This is a genomic window from Longimicrobium sp., from assembly GCA_036389795.1.
Taxonomy (GTDB): Bacteria; Gemmatimonadota; Gemmatimonadetes; order Longimicrobiales; family Longimicrobiaceae; genus Longimicrobium.
Map to the genome: position 1 here is coordinate 73514 of DASVWD010000139.1, position 17597 is coordinate 91110.

At 73.8% G+C, this 17597-nt stretch carries 16 protein-coding genes; 13 read left to right on the top strand and 3 right to left on the bottom strand.

The genetic code is table 11. From position 1 onward, the window contains the following. Positions 1–60 precede the first annotated feature (60 nt). Both VF746_18505 and VF746_18510 read right to left on the bottom strand, forming a co-directional pair. Complete coding sequence (locus VF746_18505) at positions 61–1032, bottom strand: hypothetical protein (GenBank protein HEX8694420.1); 972 nt, start codon at positions 1030–1032, stop codon at positions 61–63. A 46-nt stretch (positions 1033–1078) separates the two neighbouring features. Then, positions 1079–1864, bottom strand: a complete 786-nt coding sequence (locus VF746_18510; protein HEX8694421.1) for a sigma-70 family RNA polymerase sigma factor — start codon at positions 1862–1864, stop codon at positions 1079–1081. Positions 1865–2097: 233 nt separating this feature from the next. On the opposite strand from VF746_18510, the gene VF746_18515 reads away from it, so the two are divergent. The 10 genes from VF746_18515 to yidD all read left to right on the top strand — a co-directional run bounded on the left by VF746_18515 (position 2098) and on the right by yidD (position 11829). Beyond that, a complete protein-coding gene (locus tag VF746_18515) occupies positions 2098–2934 on the top strand; it encodes a hypothetical protein (GenBank protein HEX8694422.1) in 837 nt (278 codons plus the stop codon). A 67-nt stretch (positions 2935–3001) separates the two neighbouring features. Continuing rightward, a complete protein-coding gene (locus VF746_18520) occupies positions 3002–3829 on the top strand; it encodes a caspase family protein (GenBank protein ID HEX8694423.1) in 828 nt (275 codons plus the stop codon). 92 nt (positions 3830–3921) lie between these two features. Further along, positions 3922–4716: a hypothetical protein gene (locus tag VF746_18525; protein HEX8694424.1), complete on the top strand. Its 795-nt coding sequence runs from the start codon at positions 3922–3924 to the stop codon at positions 4714–4716. A gap of 34 nt (positions 4717–4750) precedes the next feature. Further along, the gene (locus tag VF746_18530) at positions 4751–5908 is read left to right on the top strand and encodes a MotA/TolQ/ExbB proton channel family protein (protein HEX8694425.1); all 1158 of its coding nucleotides are present in this window, start codon (positions 4751–4753) and stop codon (positions 5906–5908) included. 15 nt (positions 5909–5923) lie between these two features. After that, on the top strand, positions 5924–6574 hold the full coding sequence (locus VF746_18535; protein HEX8694426.1) for an OmpA family protein: 651 nt from the start codon (positions 5924–5926) through the stop codon (positions 6572–6574). Further along, on the top strand, positions 6571–7557 hold the full coding sequence (locus tag VF746_18540; GenBank protein HEX8694427.1) for a hypothetical protein: 987 nt from the start codon (positions 6571–6573) through the stop codon (positions 7555–7557). Before VF746_18535 ends, VF746_18540 begins: the two co-directional genes overlap by 4 nt. Before the next feature lie 21 nt (positions 7558–7578). Further along, positions 7579–8748 carry a hypothetical protein gene (locus VF746_18545; protein HEX8694428.1) on the top strand — a complete coding sequence of 390 codons (1170 nt, stop codon included), beginning with the start codon at positions 7579–7581 and terminating at the stop codon, positions 8746–8748. 39 nt (positions 8749–8787) lie between these two features. After that, positions 8788–11211, top strand: coding sequence for a hypothetical protein (locus tag VF746_18550; protein HEX8694429.1), 2424 nt, complete (start codon positions 8788–8790; stop codon positions 11209–11211). A 103-nt stretch (positions 11212–11314) separates the two neighbouring features. Beyond that, positions 11315–11542 carry a hypothetical protein gene (locus VF746_18555; protein HEX8694430.1) on the top strand — a complete coding sequence of 76 codons (228 nt, stop codon included), beginning with the start codon at positions 11315–11317 and terminating at the stop codon, positions 11540–11542. Further along, on the top strand, positions 11539–11829 hold the full coding sequence (yidD, locus tag VF746_18560) for a membrane protein insertion efficiency factor YidD (protein HEX8694431.1): 291 nt from the start codon (positions 11539–11541) through the stop codon (positions 11827–11829). Before VF746_18555 ends, yidD begins: the two co-directional genes overlap by 4 nt. A gap of 61 nt (positions 11830–11890) precedes the next feature. Here the strand turns inward: yidD and VF746_18565 are convergent, their stop codons facing one another. Continuing rightward, positions 11891–13540 carry a CHAT domain-containing protein gene (locus tag VF746_18565; protein ID HEX8694432.1) on the bottom strand — a complete coding sequence of 550 codons (1650 nt, stop codon included), beginning with the start codon at positions 13538–13540 and terminating at the stop codon, positions 11891–11893. 549 nt (positions 13541–14089) lie between these two features. On the opposite strand from VF746_18565, the gene VF746_18570 reads away from it, so the two are divergent. From VF746_18570 to VF746_18580, 3 genes are all read left to right on the top strand, one after another. Continuing rightward, entirely contained in the window at positions 14090–15427 is a 1338-nt protein-coding gene (locus tag VF746_18570) for a hypothetical protein (protein ID HEX8694433.1), read from the top strand. A 73-nt stretch (positions 15428–15500) separates the two neighbouring features. After that, positions 15501–16031, top strand: coding sequence for a hypothetical protein (locus tag VF746_18575; protein HEX8694434.1), 531 nt, complete (start codon positions 15501–15503; stop codon positions 16029–16031). Between the two features lie 3 nt (positions 16032–16034). Further along, a complete protein-coding gene (locus VF746_18580; GenBank protein HEX8694435.1) occupies positions 16035–17597 on the top strand; it encodes a hypothetical protein in 1563 nt (520 codons plus the stop codon).

Sequence of the window (17597 nt, forward strand, 5' to 3'; positions counted from 1 at the left end):
GACGCTCCCGGACACCACCGCGGCGTGTCCGGGAGCGCGCAGCAATCCGCGGCTTCGGATTCACTCGCTCGCGAGCTCGTTGGCCAAGTTATAGAGTGCGGCACCGAGCGCGTCCCACTGCAGGGGCTCCTCCCTCAGGAGAGGCCGGACTTGCTGCACTGCCGCGCGGGCGGGCGGATCGGCCGCGGCGGCCTGATTGAGCATCTCCCGCGCCTCACCGCCGCGGAAGAAGGCCGTATCCTGGTACGCGGCGGCCAGCCTCGCTGCCTCGGTCCAGGCGCCCAGCCGCAACGCGTCCGGGTCCAGCCGCTTCGCGATCCGTTCCGTGGCCTCGCCGACCAGCGGCTGCAGCCGCTCCGGGCTTCCTCCGGCGCCGTCGATGATCTTGCGAAGCGCGCCGCCGCTGCGTCCTCCCCGTGGATCGAAGCGGCCGATTTGGGTTGCGAGCCGGTGCGTTGCCGCGGCATCGTGAGCCTCTACCGCCACCGAGAGGTCCAGCAACATCGCGCCCGCCTGCGCCGCCCGCGCGAACCGCTCTTCTGGTGTCAGGACGCCGCCGAGGTCGTCTCCGCGCGCGGGCGTCCACGGCGGATCGTCGGTCCACCCCGCGGGCAGCCCTTCGGCGCCGTGCTCCAGCCGCGCGGCGAGGCGCACCGGCTCATCGCCGATCGATGAGCGCGGGCGCAGCACACGGCCGGTGACCAGCGCGATGCCCGCCAGCACCGCCGCGAGCGCCAGCCACCGGAGGACACGCGGCCCGGGCCGCGGGGGGCGGCGCGTGTCCAGGGGGATCACGCCCTCCGCCATGGCCGTGTCCGCGGCCTCCTGGCCCGCCGCGGGTGCGGACGCCTCCCCGGGCGCGATTGCGCCCGCCTCTTCCAGCTGGCGCAGGATCTGCGCGGTGCCGGCGAGCACCGCGCGGTCCTCGCGGCTCCTGGTCAGGTGGGCCAGCATCTCTTCCCGGCGGCGCGCGTCCATCCGGCCGTCCAGGAAAGCGGCCACCCGCTCGTCGTCGCTCTCGTGATCGCTCACCGGCAGCCTCCTGCCAGGGGCCCTCGCAGCCCGCGACTTCGCCCGCTCATGGTGCGTCGACCTCGTAGAGGAGGCCGCGCACGTCGTCTCCGCCCAGCCCCGCGCCTTCCAGGAGCGCGCGCAGGCGGGCGCGCAGGCGCTCGACGCGCCGGTACAGCGGCTTCTGCTCCAGGCGCAGGGCACGGGCCACGTCGGCCACGGTCTGACCCTCCGCGAAGTGCAGCTGCACGATCAGCTGCTCCTCCAGCTCCAGCTGCTCCATGGCCGTCCCGAGCACGCCCAGCATCTCCGCGCGCCGGCTGTCGGCCTCGGCCTCGAGCACCCGGTCGTCCGCGCGCGAGGCGCCCGGCGCGGCATCCAGCCCCGTGGCCGGCTCTCCCATTACGGGGCGCAGCGGCGGGCGCTCGGGGACCTGGTCGAGCAGGCGCGCGAGCTCGGCGTCGGAGAGCGTGGTGCGGCCCGCGGTGCGCAGCTTCTCCCCCGCCTGCTGCAGGGTGTAGCCGTCGCGGCGCACCAGCCTCTCCACGTCCACCGCCGGCGCGCCCAGCCGCTCCGCCGCCGCCGAGGGACGCCAGCGGCCCCGCTGCGCGCGGTCGAAGTTGACGAAGTGGCGCATGACCACGGAGGCCAGGTACGTCTTGAGCTCGGAATTGCCGAGGAAGCGGCGCACCACGGCGTAGTCGTCCTCCATCAGCTTCATTCGCACCCAGGCGGCGAAGTCTTCGGCGTCGTCACCCCAGACGCCGTGGTTGCTGCAGGCCATGGAGGCGACCTTGTCGATCCAGCCGAGGTGCTTCAGGAAGAGCGCCTCGGCGGCCTCGCGGTCAAGCATCTGCGGCCGCGCGGAGACGGTGCTCCTCGAGTGCGCCCGGGCGCGGGCCCGCGCGGCCGCCGGCCTCGCGCGGAGCGCTGGATCCCGCCCGGGGCCCGGCGGGAGAGTACCCCCGAGGACGGCGGAGGGGAATCACGGCAGGCCCGTCCGACGAATATGCCGCACCCGGAAGACGGCCGGGGCCCGCGGGCCGCGGAACGGAACGACCACCCTCAGACGGGGCTGCAAAGACGATGGCATTCACCCTTCGGATCACGTTCTCGGGACTCTGCCTCTTCGTCCCCGAGCCCGCCGGCGGCGGAACCACCGGCCGGATGCACGTGCTGATGCCCGGCATGTTCGGCGACCACTGCGGGGCGGACCGGCACGTCGCCGCGCTGGCGTACGATACCGGGCACCTGGTGGAGGGGGGCGCGCCCACCGGCATCACCGCGATGGCCCCGCTCACCGGCCAGCAGTTCACGCCGGTGGCCGGCGAAGCGGCGAACCTGGCCATGTGCGACCACATCGTGGACCTGCGCCCGGTCACCCGGCGCCCCGTGGACCCCGACCACCTGGGCGCCGACACGAAGAAGAGGCTGATGGCGCGAGCGACGCTGGGGGCGGGAGGGATCACCCGGGTGTCGCCGGGCGTGTGCTGGGAGTGGAACCCGGGCGAGCTTCGCCCCATCGCGAACCGGGTGGAATGGGAGATCCCCGACGTGGACGGCGACTCGCTGACCCTGGTTTCCGAGCCCATCGGCGGCGGCGGTGAGCAGAAGGCGCTGGGCACGCTGTTCCCCATGAACGGCCGGGTAAACTTGGTCCTGCACCACGAGACCACGCAAGACCTGCCGCCGGACCCCCTGCCGTTGGCGCGGCAGCCGGTGCCCGAGCGCGGCTTCACCCCGCACCACTTCAGCGCCTACTACACCCTGTTCGACAGTCCCGCGGCCACCGTGCTGCCGCGGTACTGGGGGCCGCTGGACGACTGTCCCCCGCTCGCGAACCCGTGCCAGGCCCTTCCGCCCGACATGGGAGGCATGCCGTACATGTGCATGGTCGCCGGCGTGGGCGGGGGCGGCGGCTGACCCGCGCATCGACGTCCGGCGCCGCCGCGTCCGCGGCGGCGCCCCTCCCCCACGCCGGAGACCGGCCATGGCGCGCGGCACCTCGATCCACATCGGAGTGAACCACCCGGCCTCGACCAGCGAGTGCCGGTTGTCGCTGAGCGAGGCGAACGCCTGGAAGATGGCGGAGCTCGCGTACCAGGCGGGCTACGGCGCCATCCACGTGCTGCGCGGCGCCGACGCCACCCGGGACGCGGTCCGCGAGCTCCTCACCGCCGCCGCGGAAGCGCTGGAGCCCCGGCAGACCCTCTTCGTCTCCTTCTCGGGCCACGGCTCGCACGTGCCCGACGCGGACGGCGACGAGTGGGATGGGCGGGACGAGACGTGGTGCCTGCACGACGCCGACCTCGTCGACGACGAGCTGGCCGAGATCTGGAGGCGGGCGGCGGCCGGGACGCGCGTGCTGGTGGTATCCGAGAGCTGCTTCGGCGGCGGGATGCGGCGCTACGGCGACGACGTGCTGGCCGGGTATCCCGACCTGTCGCCCGCCTTCGACCCGCCGGTCTACCGCTCCGCCGAACGCGTGGCGCGGGGAGTGAGGCCGTTCGTGCAGCCCGGGTCGTCGTGCATCCTGCGCGTGCCCAGTCACGACGACGGCATCCGGGCCAGCGTGCTGATGATGGCGGGCGCGGCCGAAAGCCGGAAGGCGCAGGAGGGGCTCTACATGCGCCACCTGCTGGAGCTCTGGGAGGGCGGGGCGTTCCGCGACAGCTTCTTCGCGCTGCACCGGCGGCTGTGCGAACGCGTGCGGCACGACAACCCGGGGCAGGAGCCGCAGATCGCGATGCTGGGGACGCCCGACCCCCACTTCCCGCTGGAGGTGGCGTTTCACCTGAACCTGGCGATGCGCGGGTAGGGGCGGGTCCGGACGGAGCCCCGCGCTCCAGCACCCGACGGACGAACCGTCTCCCCTCAGCGCCGTTCAAGCCATTTCGAGAGAAGAGACGCATGGAAAACGCGATCAAGGTGCTGTTCCTGGCGTCGGACCCGTTCCGCGACCGGGCGCCGCTGCGGCTCGACGAGGAGGTGCGGGCCATCGACCACGCGCTCCGCAAGGGCCGCGCGCACGAGGGGGTGAAGCTCATCCCCCACTTCGCCACGCGCACGCGCGACCTGCAGGACGCGCTGCTGCGGCACGACCCGCAGATCGTGCACTTCGCCGGGCACGGAGGCGATGGCGGCGTCCTCTACCTGGGCGACGAGCACGGGCGGCCGCGCCAGGTGACGAAGGAGGCCCTGGGCAAGCTGTTCGGCATCCTGCAGGAGTGGATCAAGGTCGTGGTGCTGAACGGGTGCGACACCGTCCCCACGGTCGAGGTGCTGGGCGAGGTGGTGGACTACGCCATCGGGATGAACCGGGCCCTCACCGATCCGCCCGCCATCGTCTTCGCCCGGGCCTTCTACGGCGCGCTGGCGATGGGGCGCACCGTGAAGGAGTCCTTCGACCTCGGCGTGATCCAGTTGGAGATCGAGGGACACGCCGAGACCACCCCCGTGCTGCGCGTCCGCCCCGGCGTGGACCCGACCGTGCCGCTCGTCCCCCGCCCGGCCGAGGAATCCCCTGCTTCCCCTGCCGGGGCCGCGAAGCCGGCCGACGCCAGCATGGTGGACGTCTTCGAAAGGTTCCGCGGAGACCACACGGTCTTCGAGGTCCTTCCCGGCTCCGGGAACGAGAAGCAGGAGAACCGCTTCGGCGACGCCTCCGGAAACCACTGGACCTTCCGGACCGGCCGAGCTCGATGACCCCCTCCATCCGCATCCCGCGCCGCATCCCGCCATGACGCCCGGCCACGGCCTCCTCGGCCTGCTCTGGCAGCAGAACACCGGCATCGGCCGGCTGATCCTGCTGCTGCTGCTCGCCCTCGGCGCCACCGCGGCGGCCGCGGCGATCCAGCACCTGCGCCGCTACCGCGGCGCCGAGATGCGCGCGCTCGACGGCGTGCGGTCCAGGCTGCGCGGCATCCGCGCCCGCGAGGAAGGCGAGCAGCCGGAGGGAAGCCGCCCCGCCGTGCCGCCGCCGGTGGACCTGGCCGAGCTGCGCGAGAACGTGCCTCCCGGCACCCTGATCGGCGACCGCCTCGCCGCCCTCGCGCGGATGAAGCAGGCGCGCGTGAAGGTGAACGTCGAGGCGCTGCAGCAGATCACCCTGCTGCGCGAGAACGCCAGCCCGGGACTCGCGTTCCCCGGCTACGCGGCGGACCTGGCGGTGATGCTGGGGATGCTGGGCACCTTCGTGGGGCTGTGCCTGATGCTGCTGCAGATGCAGGGGGTGCTCCCCAGCGCCTCGGGCGTGCCGGCGGCGGGCGGGTTCGCCGAGGCGGCCGAGAGCCTGGGCGGGATCATCGCCAGCAAGAAGACGGCGTTCGTCACCACCCTGGTGGGGCTCTCGTGCGCCATCGCCGTCTCGTTCCTGAACTTCCTCCTCGCCCGCGCGCAGTCGGCGTGCTACGACGCGCTGGAGCGCTTCACCACCGAGGAGCTCCTCCCCGCCACCCTGGCCGCGGTGGAGGACGAGACGGCGATGGAGAAGCTGTCGCTGCAGCTGAGCGACACCTTCGCCAGCCTGGGCAGCCTGTCGGAGCACCAGGCGGGGAACCTCGAGCGGCTGCAGGAGATGCAGGACGCCTTCGCTGCGATCGTCGGCAGCATCCGCGCGATCACGCAGCAGTCGGCCCGCGGCCCCGCGGAGGAGGCGGCGGGCGCGCTCACCGGCCTGGTGAAGCAGCTGGCCGACGCCAACGACGCGCTGGTGAAGGTGGCCGAGTCGGTGGCGACGCGCGCCGTGCAGCAGCGGCACGAGGCCGCCGCGCTCGCGCGCCGCGACGCCACCGTGGGCGCGTGGGTCGACGACGGGCTCTCCATCGTGCGGCGCAACCCGCTCTCCGCGCTCGTGGGCGCGGGGGCGCTGGCGGCCCTGTTCGTCCTCCTCTTCTGACCCGGAGCGCCGGCGATGAAGCGCGCGCCCGCGGCGAGCCTGGTGAACACCCGCGTCCACTACTGGCCGGGCCTCATCGACATGCTCACGTCGATGCTGATGTTCTTCCTGCTCGTCTACTTCGTGGAGAGCAACTTCGGCTCGGCGAGCGCGCAGCTGGCGATCGCCCGGCAGAAGCAGGCGCTGTTCGTGTCCGTGCTGCACCAGGAGTTCGCGGCCGAGATCGCGGCGGGGCAGGTGGCCGATTCCGCCGACCTGAACCTGCTGCAGATCCGCTTCGGCGACGGGGTGCTGTTCGAGCCCGGCAGCTACCGGCTGCACCCGCGCGGAGCCGCGCTGCTGCGGCGGCTGCGCGACGTGTTCCACCGGGTGGACGGCCGGGGGGCCGGCCTCCTGTACGAGCAGGTCCAGATCGAGGGCCACACCGACGACCTCCCCTTCCGGCGCCCCGCCTACCCGCGCGACAACTGGGAGCTCTCCACCGCGCGCGCCACCGCCGTCATGCGCTTCCTGACGCGCGGCGCCCGGCCGCTGGAGGAGCGGCGGATGTCGGTGAACGGCTACGCCCAGAACCGCCCGGTGAGCGAGCGGCGCAGCCGCAACCGGCGCATCGAGCTCCGCATCTACTTCTCCGGCCGCCTCCCCGCCGCGCGGGGCGCGCCGTGAGCGTGGCCGCGGAGGCGCGCACGGACGACACCGCGCTGCGCCGCGCGCTCTGGCGCTTCGAGTACGGGCACCTGTCCGACCGCCGGATCAAGCGGCTCTTCCGGGCGGCGTACCTGCGCGCCACCCGCGACTTCGCCGCGCTGGAGCCCGGCGCGCTCGCGGTGCGCCGGCACGACCCGGCGCTGCTGGCCGCCCGCGACGCGTTCCGCGCCCGCGCCGACGACGCGCTCCGCGGCGAGCGCTTCCGCGCCGCGCTGGACGAGATCCTCCGCGGGCGCAGGACGCTGGCGGCCATGCGGGCGCTGGTACGGGCGGCCGCGAAGATCGACCGGGCGGCCGAGGCCGTGGGGAGGCTGCACGACCACGCGCGGACGCCCCGGCTGCGCGTCCTTCCCTGCGTCCAGGCACCCGCGGAGCTGCTGGCGGCGGCCCGCGCGCGCATGGCGGGGAAGCGCTACGCCCAGGCCGGGTACCTGGCGGGCGCGTCGCTCGCCGAATCCTCGCCGCTCGAGCGGCGCGAGCGCGCGGCGGCCCCGCGCCGGGAGGCGCTGGAGGCGCGCATCGGCGGGGTCCGCTCGCTCTGCGCCGACACGCGGGCCCTGGCGGGCGCGGACGAGGCCGATCCCGCGGCGGACGGCAGCCTGGACCGGGTGGCGGCGCTCGCGCGCGACGGCCTCGTCGCGCTGGCGGAGCGGATGGCCGACGAGCTGGCGTTCTCGCTGGCGGCGCGCGGCCGGCTGCACCGCGAGCTGCGCCGCGCCGGCGCCCTGGGCCCCGGCGACGACGCCGTGCTGCGCGGGGCGGCGGCGGGCCCGGAGGCGTGGGCGTCGGCCACCGCCGCGCTCTGGCGCTCGCGGGTGGAGGCGGGGATGCGCCGGGTGGCCGCGCAGCGCGACCGCGTGGACCGCGCGCTCGCCCTGCTGGACGCGGGGGCGCCTCCCGGGACTGGAGGGAGCGAGGGCCGTTCGAGAGGCGTCCACTGACTTCATCCACCGAAGAAGACGATGAGCAATCTGACCTTCGAGGAGCGCCTGGTGAGGGATCACCCCGCCGAGCCGCTGGAGGGGCACAACGTGGTGGTGTTCGAGCGGGTGGGCGAGTCGGGCGAGAAGTTCCGGACCATCCTTCCCCCCGGCACGCCGCTGAAACGGGGGCTGCTGGAGCGGCTCTGGCCGCAGGGGCGGTTCTTCGCCGTCGCCGTGGACGCGTCGCCGGACCTGCACCTGGACGTCGGCCAGCACGTGGTGCTCGAAGACGAGGAGGCGCACCGCTTCGACCTCCTCCTGGACCTGTACTACTCGGTGGGCGACCCGCACCTGCTGGCCAGCCTCCGCAACCGCGATCCGCTCGGACAGGTCGCCGAGCGCGCGCGCCAGGTGATCGGCCGCGACGTGAAGCAGCTGCAGTGGACCGAGATCGTGTTCGGATTCGCGGCCTGCGCGCAGGAGGTTCTGCGGCACAGGCTGCCGGAGCTGAGGGCCTTCGCCGTCGGGTACGGGATCGCCCTCCGGTCGGTGGAGATCGGGAGGCTGCTTCCCGAAGAGGCCACCAGGGGCGCGCGCCAGACCGAGGCGGACCTCGACCGGATCAGCCGCGACGAGCGGGTCGGGATGGCGAGGATGGAATCCGCGCGGCGCATCGGCGACGCGGAGAACCTGCACACCCTCGGCGGCGCCGAGATGGACGAGGCCGCACAGAGTGTGCGCGACGCCGCACGCGTCCGCGCCGCCACGGTGGACACGTATATCGACGCGGTCAAGACGGTCGGAGGGCAGGTCACCACCCCCGATGAGCTCAGGGCGATGTTCCCGGGACGCATCCACCCCGGGGGCGCCCCCGGCGCGACGCCCGGCATCCTCCCCGGGCCCGGCGCTTCGCCCGCCGCCGCGCTCACGGCGGGAGCCGGCGGGCTGTGGGCGCTGCTGCAGCAGGTCGTCTCGGCCACGCAGAACGTCAGCGGCTCGGGAAGGCGCCTGGAGCTGCGCTCGGCGCTGCTGCACCTGGTCGCCGAGGTGCTCCTCGAAGACCTGGGCGAGCCGGCGGTCCGCGCGCGGTACGCCGAGCGCGCGCGCCAGCTCTCCGCGTCGCTGGAGCGCACCCTCGTGCCGCACGAGCTCGACGCCCTGCGCGCCCTGTCCGACCCGGTGGAGCTCGAACGGTCGCTGCGCGGATGAGGCCGGCCGCGCTCCCCCCACAGGATGGAGATCCCCACGATGTCCGATTCGTCCACCGCCGCGGCGGACACCTCCGCTTCCGCTTCCTCGCTCTCCTCGTCCGCCGGGGCGGGAGGGGCGGCGGAAGGCGACGGCAGCCGGGCCTCCGGCGGCCCGACCCTGATCAACCACTTCAATGGCGAAACGAAGCTGGAGGATCCCACCTTCGACCAGCGCAGCATCGGCGTCAACGTCGAAAGCCAGATCGTCCAGCTCTACCAGGCCCGCGCGGCCATCCAGCGCTTCTCCTGCGAAGAGGGGCAGCGGGTGCCGCCGCGGTGGGAGCAGGAGAGCGCGCTCGGCTTCCGCGGGGCCGACGCGGAGGTCGACGCGCTCCTCGAGCACCTGGAGGAGCGGCGCGTGCTCCTGCTCACGGCGGAGCGCGGCGCCGGCAAGGTGCGCGTGGCGCTGTACCTGGGCTGGCACCTGCGCCAGAAAGGGCGCTGCGTGGACGCGACGCTGCTCGCGGAGCCGCTGGACCGCAGGGTCCGGATCGACGTGCGCCACCTCGCCGCCCGCGACCCGGGCCTCAAGAACCGGCTCGTGATCTTTCCCAACGCCTTCTCGCGGGCCGACCCCGAGGTCACGCGCCTGTTCGAGACCACCGGCCGGTCCGGCTGGCAGGCGCTGGCCGAGCAGCTCCGCGCGCGCGGCGCCTACCTGGTGTTCACCGATCCGGCCGACGCAGGGCCGATGGAGGGGCTGCAGGGCGTGCACCGCCGGCTCTGTCCGCACCCGCCCGACCTGCTGGCCGGCGAGCTGGAGCGCAAGCTGGAGGCGATGGAGGGCGTCGACGGCGCCGAGCCCGAGCTGCTGGAGACGCTGCGGGCCGGACGCGCCTGGATGCTCGACGCCTTCCGCTACGCGCCGCAGGTGGTCGAGTTCATCGACCGGTACGTGGAGATGGGGATCGCCGGGCTGGGGCTGGAGGAGGCGCGCCGCCGCATGGAGAACGCCGACGGGCGGATCCTCCAGGACCTGGACGGCGACTTCGAGGGGTGGAGCTTCGCGTTCACCCTGGCGCTGGCGCAGTGCGGGGGCGAGGCGGGCGGGGTGGCGTGGGTCGACGTGGACCGGCTGCACCGGCACGTGCGCCAGTGGCTGCGGCGCGACCTGAACCTGCGCTACGCCGACGCGCCGGGCGCCGACGTGGACGCCTGCGCCGACGCCGACACGCGGCTGGAGTTCTCCGACACGCGCCTGCTCAAGCGCGCCCACGCCGAGGTGGACACGGGCGCGCCGTCGCACACCGTGCGCTTCCGCGACGGCGCGCCGCTGGAAGGGATGTGGAAGGCGATGTTCGCCCGCCACCGCCGCGCGCTGCTCACCGTGGTCCCCGGGCTGCGCGGCCTGGCCGAGCGGGGCGACCAGGAGCTGCAGACGCTGCGCGTGCTCGCCGCGCGCATCCTGGGCCGCATCGGCGAGATGGACGCGGCCCGCATCACGCTTCCCCTGATGGACCGGTGGGCGCACTCCGGAAGCGAGCACCGCGAGGCCGCCCTGGGCCCGCTGCTCGACGGGGTGCTGGCCAGCCGGGCCGAGCGCTACCGGGACGCGTGCCTGCGCCACCTGCAGGCGCTGCAGCGCGCCGCGTCGTCGGGCGAGGACCCCGACGCGCACCTGCCGGCCGTGATCGCGGCCTGGTCGTGGGTGGGCGACCACGACCTCCCTTTCGCCATGCGCGAGCTGGGCGCCATCGCGCGCGAGCGCCTGGCCCCGATGATCGCGGACATGCAGGAGATCCAGCGCCTGCTCGGGCAGGTGGAGCGCGCCGCCGGGCAGAAGCCGTCCGCGCGCGGAGCGGCGGTGCTGCGCTCGTGCCACGCGATGCTGCGCGACGTGGTGGAGCACGTCTACGCCGACCACGGCGGCGCGTTCCTGGGGGTGCAGTTCTCCGTGGCGTCGCTGTGCGTCACGCGCAGCCCGGTGCCCGTTCTCACGGAGCTGCGCAGGTGGATCGTCGAGGGCGGGTGGACGGCGGGGGTGGTCGTGGCGCTGATGTTCCTGGACTCGCGCGGGATCGCCGAGCAGCTCAAGGAGTCGCGCGTGGAGACCGGCGCCGCCGCCGGCGGTGCCGCCGCGTCGTGCAACCCGCTGGTGGCGTGCCTGGCCGAGGGGGAGGCCGAGGTCCGGCAGACGTCGCGCTTCCTCGGCGAGCTGTACGAGAGCCTGCGGACGCCGTTCGCGGCCTCGCCGCACCTGCAGCGCTACTGCCTGGAGAGCCTGCAGGCACACCTGGCGGACTGGGTGCGCGACGCGCTCCCGGTTCCCGAGCACGCCGCCGCTATGCGGAGCCTCTTCGAAGCCCTGGCGCGCACCCACGAGGGCGTCCTGCGCGATCCCCTGCTGAACCTGCTCGCCAGGCCCGAGTTCACCGGCGACGACCGCGGGATGCGCGCCTTCGCCGCGTCGGTGCGGGTGTGACCGGTCCGGGGAGCCGGACGGCCGCACGACCGTCGGCGCCCGGCTGCACGTTCGGCCGCGGTGTCCCGCGGCTCATCCATCACTTCATCAGGGGAGGACGACCATGCAATACCGCGTCATTCCGTTCACCGCCAACATCGGCAGCAGCGAAGGCGCAGACACGGCCGCGGGCCAGCTGCAGCACATGATCGCGTCGCTCGCGGCCGAGGGCTGGGAGTACGTGCGGCTGGAACAGGTGGAAACCCACGTCGCCGGGACCAGCGGCTGCTTCGGGATCGGCGCAACGCCCCCGTTCACCCGCTCCCTGTCGATGGCGGTGTTCCGGCAGTGAGATGGGCGCTGATCCTCGGCATCCGGATCTACTGGGCCGTCTGGCCGGCACGGTGGAGGCGCAGCTGCCTCTACCGCGAGAGCTGCTCCCGGTACGTATACCGCGCCGCCAAGGAAGAGGGGCTGGCGGAGGGCCTGCGGGCGCTACGGGAGAGGTACCGTACCTGCAGGCCGGGATACGGCATCCTCTGCCGGTATGGAGAGACGTGGCTGGTGCTGGCGGACGGCTCCACGCTGTCCGCCAGCGAAGCCTCGCCGGACGCGCTGGCTCCAGCGCGGACGTGGTGAACCGGCGCCGGTGCGGGTGAAAGGCCGCGCCGGGCGCCGGAACGCACCCGGCGACGGACGATCAGTCTGCGCCCGGGGCGACGGGGCCGGCGTCCGCGATGCGCCGACCCGCGTCCCTCGCCCTTCCGAACCACAGCTCCGCCCGGGCGGTGTCGCGCGGCACGCCCAGGCCGTCCAGGTACAGCTCGCCCAGCGCGCGCATCCCTTCGGGAGAGCCTTTGGCCGCGGCTTTCCGGTACCACTCCGCCGCCCTGTCGTAGTCTCGACGAGGCACGCCGATCCCGTCCTGGTAGATCCGGCCCATCGTGAGCATCCCGCGAGGCGAACCTGCCTCCGCGGCCGTGCGATAGAGGCAGAATGCCGCCTTCAGGTCCTGAGGGGTCCCCCGGCCCTGCTCGTACAGCTCGCCGGCATCGATGCGGGCCTCGAGCGATCCCGCCTTCACGGCATTCTGGAACCAGGTGAGCGCGGTGGCGTGGTCTTTCTCGTCGCGATGGAGCGTCCCCAGCCTGCGCATCGCCTCCGCCGAGCCCTTGTCTGCGGCCTTGTGGTACCACTCACGAGCCAGGCCCGGGCTGCGGTCCACTCCGTCGCCGTACTGGTATGCGGAGGCCAGCTCGGTCATGGCTTCTGGATCGCGCTTGTATGCCGCCTTGCGCAGCCAGTAGATCCCCGAGTCGGGCTCTGCCCTCGTTCCCCGTCCGCGCAAGAACATGATTCCGAGATATCCCATTGCCTCGGGGTTCCCGCTCTGCGCAAACCGCCTGAAGCGGGGCAACGCCGCGGCATACCGCCCCGCCTCGTAGTCCACCTTCGCTCGATCGAGATCCGACCGTACTCCTGACGCGCCCGCTGTCGAAAACCCGGCCGGTGCCATGAGCGCGTGGGGTGCTCCGGCCGAATCGCAGAGTGCTGTCCCGGCGGTGGGAGGCCGTTCACTCAGCTGCAGCGCGACCGCCACCATGCCGACGAGTGCGAGCCCGCCGGCCGTGATCCACGCCCGCCTCGGCCCCTTCGTCGAGCGCCGTCCCGCATCCGTATCCCCCACCTGACCCTCACCCGTCTGTCTTTCGCCCGCGCCCGAGCCTCCCTGCGGAATCAGGTACAGCTCCGCGGGGTCCACGCCTGGCCCGGACACCAGCTGCAGACAATCCCGTTCCTCGCGGTGCTCCAGATCCCATTCCAGCTCCATACGAGCCTGTTCGAATGCCGCCCCGACCGAGCAGCCGGATGCGATCGCCCAGTAGAACCAGGAGCTGAAGATGATGGCAGCCGCGTCCGAAATCCCGGTGCGCGTGCCGATGGCGCACCCCACGACCGCGGCGACCGCCTCCGCCTGCGGAAGGGAAAAGCAGGCGTTCAGCACGACCAGGCGGATGTCGCCGCGGAAAACCTCGAACAGCCGTGCGAGCTGCGCCGCGTCCACCGCGTGCGCGCGCGACGGGTCCGAACCCACCAGCACCAGGCCGCCATCCCCGCCGTGCCCGCTGAAGTGCACCACCTGCGGACTGGCCTCGTTCAGGGCCGGCAGCAGGTCGCCCGCGCGCGTGGCCCAGCGCGTATCGAGGTCCAGGTCGTCGCGGTACCTGGCCTTGCGCACCTTCTCATGGATCTCCCGCACCTCCTCGTCCAGCAGAAGCCTTCGATTGCGGCCGTGAGGCGGGGCGGAATTCGGGTCGGCGGAAAAGAAGAGGATTTTGACCTTTTCCATGATGATCCATCCGGTGATTCGAGACGCGGTGCGACACCCTGCCGCCGTGCTGGGCAAACGACGGCGAGTTCAAGGTTCCGATCGGTTCCGCAGATGCGGAGGCGGTCTTTGCGGCCGGAGACCAGCGGGTGGCCGACTGCGGCGGAGGGGCTTGCGGCGACCTTGAAGTTGGTCTGCGCGAACGCATTCGGCAACCCGTCAGGTGCAATGGGCCGTCCCGTCCGAAACCCTGGCGGGAGGGTCCGGGGAAAACGGGGAGACGGGGCCGACAAAGGATCTCGGCGGGGCAGAACGCGGCGCCGGCAGCGGCGTTACGCGAGTGCCGGCTTCGCATCGCGCACGCGGATGGGTCTTGCAGCGACCTCGCGCGGCAGTGCCAAAGAAACGCCACGACAGAGCAGCGGTCCGCCGATTAGGCCGCCGCGCCCCGACATTCGTTCGGGCCGGCAAGCGTCGACCGGATCCCTGGATCGATCGGCCCGTCTCGACCGCCCCGGTAGGGCTCCCACGTCACGCAATGGTGAACGTGTCTTCTCCGACATTGCAGTCATGTTCCGTATGAACATGGACCTCTCCCGCCTCCCCGACTCGCGCCTGTCTCCTCGCGCCAGGAAAGCGCTCCTCGCCGGCGTGGTGGCGCTGGCCGCGTGCCCGCCCCCGGCCGATCGCGAAGCGCGCACCCAGGACGTGGTCCGCACCTGGGTCGAAGCGCCGGACAGCGCCGGGTGGCGGACGGGTGCGCTGGCGCATCCCGTGGCCGTCTACGCCGACCGCAGCCGCAGCATGCGCGGCTTCCTCGATCCGGCGTACCCCACGCGCGTCGACTACCGCTCGGTGATCGACGGGCTGCAGGCCCGGCTGGCGCCTCGCCGCGTGTACGGGTTCGGGAGCAGCATCCGCTTGGAGCCGAACGCCGGGCTCGACGTGCTCGGGAGCCGCGAGTTCTACGGCGACGGCGACACCGAGATGGAGGAGGCGCTCGACAGCGTCGCCCGCGACACGCTGCTCGCCTGGAGCCACGTGGTGATCGGCGACGCGCGCCGCAGCGACCCCGACCTGGCCCACCGCCAGTTCATCAGGATGCGCGAGCTGGCGCTGCGGTGGAGCCGGGCACGGGGGACTTTCCTCGTCGCGGTCTCGCGCGCGCCGTTTCGGCCCGTCCAGGGAGACCCGTCCGGCTGCCACGCCGCCTCGGCGGGCGAGCAGGGCGACTCCGCTCGCCAGTGTCCCCTCTATGCCTTCGTCTTCGCCGCGCCGGGGGATGGGGTTCGGATCGCGGCCGAGCTCGCCGGCCTCTTCGAGCACGTGTGGGGCCATCCCCTCCCCACCGCTCCGCTCGACGCCGTCGTGCTGCGGCCGGGCGGGGCGGCGCCGGACCCGGGCGTGGAATACGACGCCGCCTGGCTCTCCGACTCCCCGCCGGTCCCCAGGCTCGCGGCGGAGTCACCCGCCACCCGCCCCTTCCACGCGAGCCTGGTCGCGGCCGACACCTCCGCTCCGGCGGGGAGGCTCCTGGCCCGGCTGCTCGCCGACGGCGCGCGCCTGGAGCTCTTCGCCCGGCCGGTTACGGCCGACTCCGCCGCCCCGCCGTGGAAGCGCCAGGACGGCGGCACGGGTCCCGTGCGCGCCGGAGCGGGCGGAACGGGCGTCGACGTGTTCAGCCCCGGCGGCGACGACTGCGTCTCCGTCGGCCAGGGCGAGCCCTGCGGCACCCTCTACCGCATCGAGGCGCGCGCGCCGGGCGCTCCTCCGTGGCTCGCCCGCTTCGAGGCGCGCGAGGCGGCCGACGCGGAGCGCACCTTTGGGCTGGGGCGGCTGTTCGAGCCGTTCCTCCCGCTGGCGGCCACCGCGCCGCCGCTGGCCAGGACCTATCTGCTCGTCCGTTGACCCGGGCGCCTGCTTCCGTCGTCGCCGCGCCGTGGAAGCGGCCGGCATCCACTCCCACCGCCACGAGACCGCCATGTTGCTCTGGCTCCTCCACCTCTGGGCGCAGCCGCCGGTCGACGCCCACCTCGAATGCCCTCCTCCGCACGCGGGCGATCCGCCCGACCCCGGCGGCCTCTACGACGCGGCCGAGATCGCGGCCCGCTGGCAGATGATGGCGGGCGTCTCGATCGCCCTGGTCGCGCTGCTCCTGCTGGGCTGCTACCTCCTCCCGCGCGCCAGCCTGAACCGCGGCTTCGTGGTCCGCTGGTGGGTCACCCTGGCCGTGTCGGGAGGGCTGTGCCTGTTCGTCCCGCTCGCGGTGGGAATGTACGCGCCCGTGCACGCGCGCGCCGGCAGCTGCAGCACGCGCCCCGCGGCGTACCTGGTCGACCTCCCGTTCGACCTGCTGTTCCCCCGGATGCTCGCGGGGCTGGTGTGGGGGCTCCTCGCGTTCGCCGCCGCCTCGCTGCTCGCGACCTGGCTCCTGGGGCGGTGGTCCGGCGCGGGCGGCTTCTTCCACTACCGCGGCTGCCCGTGGCCGCGGTGGAACCCGGGCCAGGGGTGAGCCATGAGCGCCAACCTCCTCTCCGCCGACTACCGCCGGCGCACCCTGGTGTACCTGGCCCTGGGCGGCAGCGGCGCCCGCGCGCTGGAGCCGCTGCTGCACCTGTGCGCGCTGGGGCTGGGGCCGGCGCAGCTCCGGGTGCTCCTGGTCGACCCCGACCAGGGGAACGCCGCGATCACCCGCGTGGGCCGCGTGCTGGACCAGTACCGCGCCGCGCGCGAGCGGCTGGCCGACGCCGGCGCCGCGAGCAGCTTCTTCCGCACCGAGGTGGTGGACGTGCTCCCCGAGTCGCGCGTGTGGTCGCCCATCGCCGACGACGGCTACATGCCCGACACGCGCTTCGCCGCGGGGGTGGACCGGCAGGTGATGGACGCCGACGCGCCCGAGCTGGGCGTGCTGTTCGACCTGCTCAACTCGCGCCGGGTGCGGGAGATGGACCTGGCGATGGGGTTCCGCGGCGTTCCCTCGGTGGGTACCGTGTTCATGAACCGCCTGCGCGACGAGGCGTTCTTCGCGCAGCTCCTCTCGCAGTACCACGGAGCCGCGGGCGCCACCGTGTTCTTCGCCGCCGGGTCGGTGTTCGGCGGCACCGGCGCGGCCGCGCTTCCCGTGGTCGGCCGGGCGCTGCGCGACGGGGTGCAGCCGCGGCCCGGCGCGTCGGCCATCCGCGGCGCCGCGCGCGCCCGGCTGGGCGCGGCGCTCCTCCTCCCCTACTTCACCCTTCCCACCCCGGGCGGCGCCCCGGCCGACGGAGGGCCCCGCCCCGAGAACGCGCTCTTCGCGCACAACGCGGCGGGCGCCCTCCCCACGTACCTGGATCGCGAGCGCGACCCCGGCTACGGGGCGTACTACCTGGTGGGCGACAGCCTCCCGCGCGAGCAGGCGCGCAACGAGCTGGGCGGCGACGCGCAGGCCAACGCGGCGCACTACGTGGAGCTCTTCGCGGCGCTGGCCGCGCTCGACTTCACCGCGCGCGGGGGCGAGGAGCGCGAGGACCGGCTCCCCATCTACCGGGCCACCGGCGTGGGGAGCGACGAGCCGGGGTGGGGCGACCTCCCGGTGGACCGGGGGACCCGGCGCGCGCTCAAGGGGGCGCTGGTCGCCCTGCACACCTTCCTCTCCTTCTTCCGTCCCAACGGCGGCTCGCCGGAGGACCTCGCGGCGGCGCTGCACGGCGTGACCTGGGCGGGGCTCCTGCGCCTGCCCCCCACCACCTGGTCCGACCGCTCCGACGCGCTCGACGCCGTGGGGCAGAGCTGGATGAGCACCTGGGAGTGGCTCCGCGAGCTGCGGCGCTCCACCCCCGCGCTGCGCCTGGCCGCCGCCACCACCGACCAGCCCACCCGGGTGCCCACCCACGCGCTGATCGAAGGCTTCGGGCGCGGCGGCCAGCGGGGGCGGCGCCCCGACGACGTGTTCAGCGTGTTCCGCGCCTGGAACACCGAGGCCGCGCGCCGCAGGAACGGCGGGTTCGGCGCCTTCGTGGAGGTGCTGCGCGCCGGGAGCGAGCGCTTTGCCGAAGACCGTTTCCCCGAAGCCGAACAGCCCGGCCAGGAGGAGGACTGA